The organism is Halanaerobium sp. DL-01, from assembly GCF_003338615.1.
In the GTDB taxonomy this organism is placed as follows: domain Bacteria; phylum Bacillota; class Halanaerobiia; order Halanaerobiales; family Halanaerobiaceae; genus QPJE01.
In genome coordinates, this window is record NZ_QPJN01000029.1 from 24309 (window position 1) to 31766 (window position 7458).

The window sequence follows — 7458 nt, forward strand, 5'->3', positions numbered from 1 at the left end:
TTACTGCTCCCCTGCAAAAATATTATATTTCAGAGACAATTAAAAGCTTTGAATTATTTTATTTATCTCATCCATAACTTTATTGCTTAGTTCTTCCAGTGCTTTTTCTGCTTTACTGGCATTTTTCTCCCTTACCGCAAAATAAAGCTTCAATTTAGGTTCAGTTCCAGAAGGACGAATTGTTATTTTTGCATCACCCTCCAGTAGGTACTGAAGCACATTGGATTTGGGCAGTTCTATTGTTTCTACTTTTCCATCTTTATGATAAACTGTTTTACTCTGTTTGTAGTCTCTGCTAACCAAAACACCTCTGCCGCCCAGATTTTCCGGGCTCTTTTCGCGGAAAGCTGCAATAGTTTTTTCTATTTTTTCCTGTCCCTCTTTTCCTTCCAGGCGTATTGATTGAAGGTCTTCTTTAAAATATCCATATTTTTCCCTCAGTTCCTTTAGCCTATCCAACAGGCTCAATCCTTTTTCTTTATAGTGTAAAGCTGCTAGAGCAACAAGGGCAGCTGCAATAACAGCATCCTTATCTCTGGCGTGTTTCCCTATTAAATAACCCAAACTTTCTTCAAATCCAAGTATAAATTCTTTTTCTCCACTTTCTTCAAATTCTGTTATCTTTTCGCCAATAAATTTAAACCCTGTCAGCACATCCATAACTTCCACATTATAATCTGCTGCAATCTCTCTTACCATCTCTGTAGAAACAATTGTTTTAATAATAACTCCATTATCAGGCAGTTCTCCCTTTTCTTTCATTCTTTTAAGCAGATAATCCGCAAAAAGAACACCTGTTTCGTTTCCATTTAGAGCTTTATAGCTCCCATCTGCATCTTTAACAGCAGGAGCCATCCTATCACAGTCCGGGTCTGTTGCAATAATCAAATCAGCCTCTTCTTTTTTTGCCAGATTAACAGCCATCTCAAATGCTGAAAAGTCTTCAGGATTGGGGCTTTCCACTGTAGAGAATTCAGGATCTGCTTCTGCCTGCTTTTCAACAACACTTAAATTGCTGAAGCCCAACCTCTTAAGTAGGCTGCACACTGGTATATTACCTGTTCCATGCAGTGGTGTAAAGACTATTTTTAGATCTTTTCCATGTTCTTCTGCAAGTTCTTTATCCGGAAGAGACTTTAAAATCTCTTCTTCAAAGCGCTGATCGATATTATTACCTATATAATTCAAAAGCTTCTGAGATTCTGCTTCCTCTGATTCTATCCTTTTTACAAGAGAAAAATCATCGATTTCTTCTATTTCTGCAATAATATCTCTTGCTCTATTCGGTACTACCTGACCTCCATCTTCCCAGTAAACCTTATAGCCGTTATATTCGGGAGGATTATGACTTGCAGTAATTACAATTCCTCCCACAGCGTTAAGTTCTCTCACTGCAAAGGAAAGCTCCGGAGTAGGTCTGAGATCTTTAAAAAGATATGTTTTTATTCCATTTCCCGCCAGAACAAGTGCAGCTTCAAGAGAAAATTCAGCTGAATTGCGGCGTGAATCATAGGCGATTACAACACCTCTTTCTCTACCGTTATCACTGTAATTTATTATATAATTAGCTAATCCCTGTGTAGCCTTTCTTACTGTATATTTATTAATTCTATTGGTGCCAGCTCCCATTTTTCCCCTCATACCACCGGTTCCAAAATCCAGATTTTTATAAAAACGATCTTCTATTTCCTCTTCATTATCTTTGATAGCTTCAAGTTCTTTTTTTGTATTTTCATCAAAATAATCGCTTACCAGCCAGTCACGATATCTGGACATATAATTCAAAATTGATCAACTCCTTTGTTGATAATCTGATCTAAAATTTCTCTAATCGATCAGCGCAGACTATAGAAATTATTATACCACAAAAAAAAATTATTATAAAGCTGCTGGCTTTTCCTCATCTTTATCTGTTTAAATTTAGTTTAGATTTTAATTTACCTTAGTGCTGAACTTCTCTCAACTTCTATAATTTTTCACTGCCTCTACAATTTGTTCTAATTCAGCATCACTTAATGCTGGATGTACCGGGAGAGAGATTACCTCTTCTGCAGCCTTTTCTGCCTCTGCAAATTTAAGTTCAGCACAGCCCAGTTTTTTATAATAAGGCTGTTTGTTTACAGTTAATGGATAATGAATTCCATAACCAATTCCTTTTTCTGTTAAATAATCAGCAAATCTATCTCTATCCTTAACTCTAACAGTATACTGATGGTAAACATGTTTTCTTTTTTCCGGAACTGTTGGTGTTTTAATCCAGTCAAGTTCGGAAAATTCCTGATCAAAAAGGGCGGCATTTTCTATACGGCTTATATTAAATTCCGGCAGCTTCTCCAGCTGAGCCAATCCAACCGCTGCCGCAATATTGGTCATTCTAAAATTATACCCCAGCCGATCATGATAATACTTTTCTTTCTGTCCGTGATTAATAATACTGGCTGCTTTATTATAAATTTTTTCACTATCAGTGAGAACTATACCACCTTCACCTGTTGTCATATTTTTAGTTGGATAAAAACTGAAGATGGAGGCATCACCAAAAGTACCCACTCGTTTCCCTTTATATTCTGCACCATGTGACTGTGCACAGTCTTCTATTAAAATAAGATTGTATTTTTCTACCAGCTCCATAATGCGGTCCATATCACAGCTGAGTCCGTAGAGATGCACGATTAAAACTGCTGAAATTTCTGGATCAGATTGGAGTTTGAGCTCCAGCTTATCTGCATCAATATTATATGTTGCTGGGTTTATATCCACAAATACCGGTTCTGCTCCTGTATAAAGAATAGAATTACTGCTTGCAATAAAGGTAAAAGGAGTTGTTGCAACCTTATCTCCTTCTTTTATTCCCGCAGCCAGCAGAGCAGTGTGCAGTGCTGCTGTACCACTTGAAGTTGCTGTACCATATCTGCTGCCGATAAATTCTGCAAATCTTTGTGAGAAATCTTTCACATACCTGCCTGAAGCCAGCATTCCGCTGTCCATAACCTCCAGAACTCTGCTTTTTTCTGCTCCTGTAATTACCGGTTTTGCAATCGGTATCATATATATCTAGTCCTTCCTGTAAATCTGATTCTGTATTTTTTTTGTCAGCCGCAAAGCCTCAAGCCCATCTGAACCATTTATAAGTGGGCGTGTCTCGTTTTTTACGGCACAGATAAAATGATTCAGCTGTGCTTTGAGGGGTTCTTCTTCATCAGAAAATATCTCTTCAAGTTCATTTTCCTGCTGATAGTTGTTATCATGAACAAGTCCACCTCTTCTGGTTACAATTACCTTTCTCTGCATATAATCCAGCTCTACATAGGACTTCATGGTGGTTATGCTCAGCTTTCTTACTTTTTTGTGGGTGGCTCTGCTTGCTGTCAGGGTTGCAATAACTCCATCTGACATAAGTATATTTGCCACAGCATAATCTATCAGCTTATCTGATTTAACTACCCTGCCAAATCCCTGCACATCTTTTATATCTCCTTCTATTAAGGAGTTAACCACATCGATATCGTGAATCATCAGATCCTGAATTACGTCTGTATCATCTATACGCGGATCATATGGCCCCATCCGCTGCACATCAAGTGCAATTATATCTTCATCTTCCAAAATTCCCGGCAGAGCCTGAATAGCAGGATTAAATCTTTCAATATGGCCCACCTGTACTGTTAAATTCTTATCTTTCGCCATAGAAAGTATCTCTTCTGCCTGGTCTACTTCACTTGTTATCGGCTTTTCTATAAGTATATGTATACCTCTTTTTACTGCTTCCACCGCTATATTGTAGTGGGTCGATGTTGGAGTAGCAATATTTACTGCATCTACTTCTGCAAGCAGGTCTTCCAGACTGGAAAAGGATTTAACCCCATAGCTCTGAGCCGTATCATCTGCTCTTTTGCTGTCTATATCATAAATTCCAATCAGATTACATACATGTTTTAAAGATGCATATGCTCTAACATGGTTTATTCCCATACTCCCTACACCGATAACTCCAACTTTTATCCTGTCCTTCATTGTTCTCCTCCTTATTTACCTGCATATACCTCTGGTGCTGCTTCTTATAAATCTAATAAAATGCTCTATTTCTTCACTGGTTTTCAGCACCTGGTCCATCTTAATTAAAGCTTTTTCTGTACTCAGTCCTGAATCATAGAGTATTTTATACGCCTTTACAATCTCTTGTTTTAAGCTTTCATCAACCTTCTTTTTGCGCAGGTCACTGAAATTTACTCCAACTACCTGAGCTGGATGTCCACTTGCTTCTATATATGGAGGTATATCTTTTACAACTTTGGAATGTGTATTGACCCGGGCCAGCTCTCCTATATGGACAAATTGGTGTACACCAACAATAGATTCCAGCGTAGCATCATTTTCTATCACTACATGTCCAGAAAGATTGGTACAGTTTCCGAGAGTAATGTTATTGCTCAAAATACAGTCATGTGCTATATGTGAATATGACTTAAAGTAGTTTCCATTTCCGATTCTGGTCTCTCCTCCTCCATCAACTGTTCCTCTATGTACTGTAACAAACTCTCTAAAACAATTTCCATCTCCTATAAATACATGGGTTTTTTCTCCATCATAATCCAAATGCTGTGGAGGAAGACCAATAGAACAGCCATTATAAATTCTGTTATCCGCACCTATCCTGGTCCAGCCATCTATATGTACACTTGCACCGATAGACACATTACTGCCAATCTTTACATCTGCACCAATAACTGTATATGGCCCTATTTCTACACCAGCTGCAAGCTCTGCTTCTGGAGAAACAACTGCAGAGGGATGTATATTTATATTTCTGCGCGGTCTAAAATTTTTTCTCGGCAAATATAAAACTCCTTCCTGCTGCTGTAAACTTAATAAATACGTAAATCAAACTTCAACTATAATTTATATTTAAATTTTATGGATATCTTTTTAGCAAATTTATCTGTACTATCAGATCGACTGTTATGGAGCTGTCTTTCCACCTGAAATTTAGTATCAATATCTAAATCGGAATTAATCTTCCAGCCCCAGCTGATTCCAACCCTGTCTTTATTATAGTCCTTATCCTTATCATTATAATATTTTGTCCACTGCTTTTGCAAAAATATTTCATAATCGTGTTTTTCATTGAGAGAAAACTGCCAGCTGTAATTGATTCTGGCGATATGATATGATTTAATCTCTGATTTAGTATAGTCTTTATCTCTCAGCATAATTTTTATTCTGTTCCTCAGTCCTTCTTTTAAATAAAAAGTATAATTTCCCTCTATTTTATAGGAAATATTATCATATGCTGATTTTATATCATATTCTCGTTCATAGCGCTCAAACTTTAGATAATAATATTCATAAGGAGCCAGCTTCTGCTTATATTTAAGCCACTGCTTATTATAGCGGAGATAATCCACAAAATTCTCATCCCGGGGATAATCCCAGTCAGAATTTCCCGGATCTGTATATAGCCTGTCTCCTGATTCAAAACTGCCGCTTATTTCTGGTTTATAACCTCCGGCCGACACATGTGAAGGATATACGAAAATAACAGCTACTACAGCCAGACTAAAACAATAGATTAAAAAGTTCTTTTTCACAGAAAATCACCCTTTTTTTACATACTTCTAGTAAAAGGTAATAATTTCCTGCAAAATATTTACAATTTTATATCTCTATTCCAAATAAGTAATTACCATCTATAAACTCATAGCCGACAAAAAACTTAAAACAATCTTCCACTTTTGTTATCTTTGCTGTGATTTCATCCCATTTTTCGGTCTCTATTTTATATGCTGCATCAGCACTCAACTGCCACGAAGACTGAGGCAGATCTGATGGAATATTAAGCGTCATACCCGGCCGAATAAAAGTTTCTTCATCTTCCCTGTCATCAGGCAGTGGAGAAGTACCGCTTACTTCCATTTTATCAAAAAACAACCTTGTATTTAACCTCATCCTGTTTTTAAATTTTCTGCTGTGGGTAAAACCTGTATAAAGATTAAAGATGTGGTAGTTCTCATAATCACCTTCATAATTGTGAAATCTGTAATTATGTCGCAAATGATATCTTAAATTTCCAATCAGCTTATAGCTGTAGTTCATATTTATTCTGCCAACCTGTTTATTGAGCCGAACACCACCATTTTCTACCTCACCAAATCCAACTGATGTAGTAATACCTTTAACCAAAGTAGGAAAATACAAGTCCAGAAATGGATAATAGTTGTAATCTTCCCCATCAACATATTTTAAGTTCCATCTAATTTTGTGCATAGAGGAATTAAGCACATATAACTCCTTAACCAGTCCATCTTCATTATATTCCTGACGCATACGTCCCCGCAGTCCGGGCAGATATGTCTGACTATATGTTAATAGGTAGCGGCGCTCATCTGCCAGCAGATCCTCTCCTATACCACCAGATATAGATAAACTGTTTTTTCTGTAATTTAAGGTGCTAAAAAATTCCTCATCATGTTCATCAACTTCCTCATCATCACTGTCATATATGTAAAGATATTTGTACCTATTTTGCCAGCTTAGATTATCAGTTATCTGATATTTATTTATAAATTCGCGGGTGTCTTCATCATCACCTGCCTGCCAGTAATAAATATTACCACTGTTTTTTTCGCTTGTCTGATATGGATAGGAAAACTCTACTGTCATGCCCTTCCCTGATTCATAACCGATCTGAGGTATAGGCATCGCATCTTTAAATTCCCCTTCTCCGTCTTCAGAATAATTATATTCTGCTGCATAATAGGGTAGATAAAAGGCAGGAACTTTACCTATATATGTGACTATATGGTGAAGAGTAATTGTTTTATCAGGATGTACCCTTATTTCTTTTGCTTTAAAATGGTAGTGAGGTTTTTCTCTAATACACGGTGTAAATTCTCCATCTGTCATATTGAGCTCCAGGGGTGATACAGCAGTTATATTTAACTTTTTGCTGCCAAAATTAAGCTCTCCCAGGCTGCTTTCTGCTCCATAGATTGTACCTTTTTCTTCTTCATAATTGTACTCCATACTCTCTCCTGTAACTTTCTGACTACCTGAGATAAGCACAACTTTCACCGGTGAAATAATCAATTTCTTCTCAGAATCAACTTTCAGACGCTCTGATAGTATTGAAAATTCCTCAGAGGAAAAAACTGCATTCCCACTAACAATCATCTCTGCTTTCTGCTGTGAAAAAATTATTTCATCCCCTTTTATTGTATAATCTTCTTCTGCCGAAACACTGCCATTTACAAAAACAAGCAGGGCTGTAACAGTTATTATGTAAGCTGCATTTTTAATTATGTTTTTGGATAAATTCATAAAGTTTATTTCTCCTATTTCAGCTCTAAATAAAGTTTTATAATTTAATAGAGTAGGACCAGCCTTTCAGCTGGGACCCCTCGTCAAACTGCACGTACGGTTCTCCCGTATACAGCTTTCCGTCAGTCGTTGCCCCGTCTC

General features: G+C 37.0%; 6 protein-coding genes. All 6 read right to left on the reverse strand.

The features are described 5' to 3' along the window. Positions 1-39: 39 nt before the first annotated feature. The 6 genes from DER71_RS09540 to DER71_RS09565 all read right to left on the reverse strand — a co-directional run bounded on the left by DER71_RS09540 (position 40) and on the right by DER71_RS09565 (position 7317). Positions 40-1785, reverse strand: coding sequence for a phospho-sugar mutase (locus tag DER71_RS09540; RefSeq protein WP_114458596.1), 1746 nt, complete (start codon positions 1783-1785; stop codon positions 40-42). Positions 1786-1959: 174 nt separating this feature from the next. Next, the gene (locus tag DER71_RS09545; protein WP_114458597.1) at positions 1960-3048 is read right to left on the reverse strand and encodes a DegT/DnrJ/EryC1/StrS aminotransferase family protein; all 1089 of its coding nucleotides are present in this window, start codon (positions 3046-3048) and stop codon (positions 1960-1962) included. A gap of 6 nt (positions 3049-3054) precedes the next feature. Beyond that, positions 3055-4014 carry a Gfo/Idh/MocA family protein gene (locus tag DER71_RS09550; RefSeq protein ID WP_114458598.1) on the reverse strand — a complete coding sequence of 320 codons (960 nt, stop codon included), beginning with the start codon at positions 4012-4014 and terminating at the stop codon, positions 3055-3057. Positions 4015-4029: 15 nt separating this feature from the next. Next, the gene (gene lpxA / locus DER71_RS09555) at positions 4030-4836 is read right to left on the reverse strand and encodes an acyl-ACP--UDP-N-acetylglucosamine O-acyltransferase (protein ID WP_114458599.1); all 807 of its coding nucleotides are present in this window, start codon (positions 4834-4836) and stop codon (positions 4030-4032) included. 56 nt (positions 4837-4892) lie between these two features. Next, complete coding sequence (locus DER71_RS09560) at positions 4893-5588, reverse strand: hypothetical protein (protein ID WP_114458600.1); 696 nt, start codon at positions 5586-5588, stop codon at positions 4893-4895. Positions 5589-5655: 67 nt separating this feature from the next. Continuing rightward, positions 5656-7317 (reverse strand): LPS export ABC transporter periplasmic protein LptC, encoded by a 1662-nt coding sequence (locus DER71_RS09565; protein ID WP_114458601.1) that lies wholly within the window; start codon positions 7315-7317, stop codon positions 5656-5658. Positions 7318-7458: the final 141 nt, after the last annotated feature.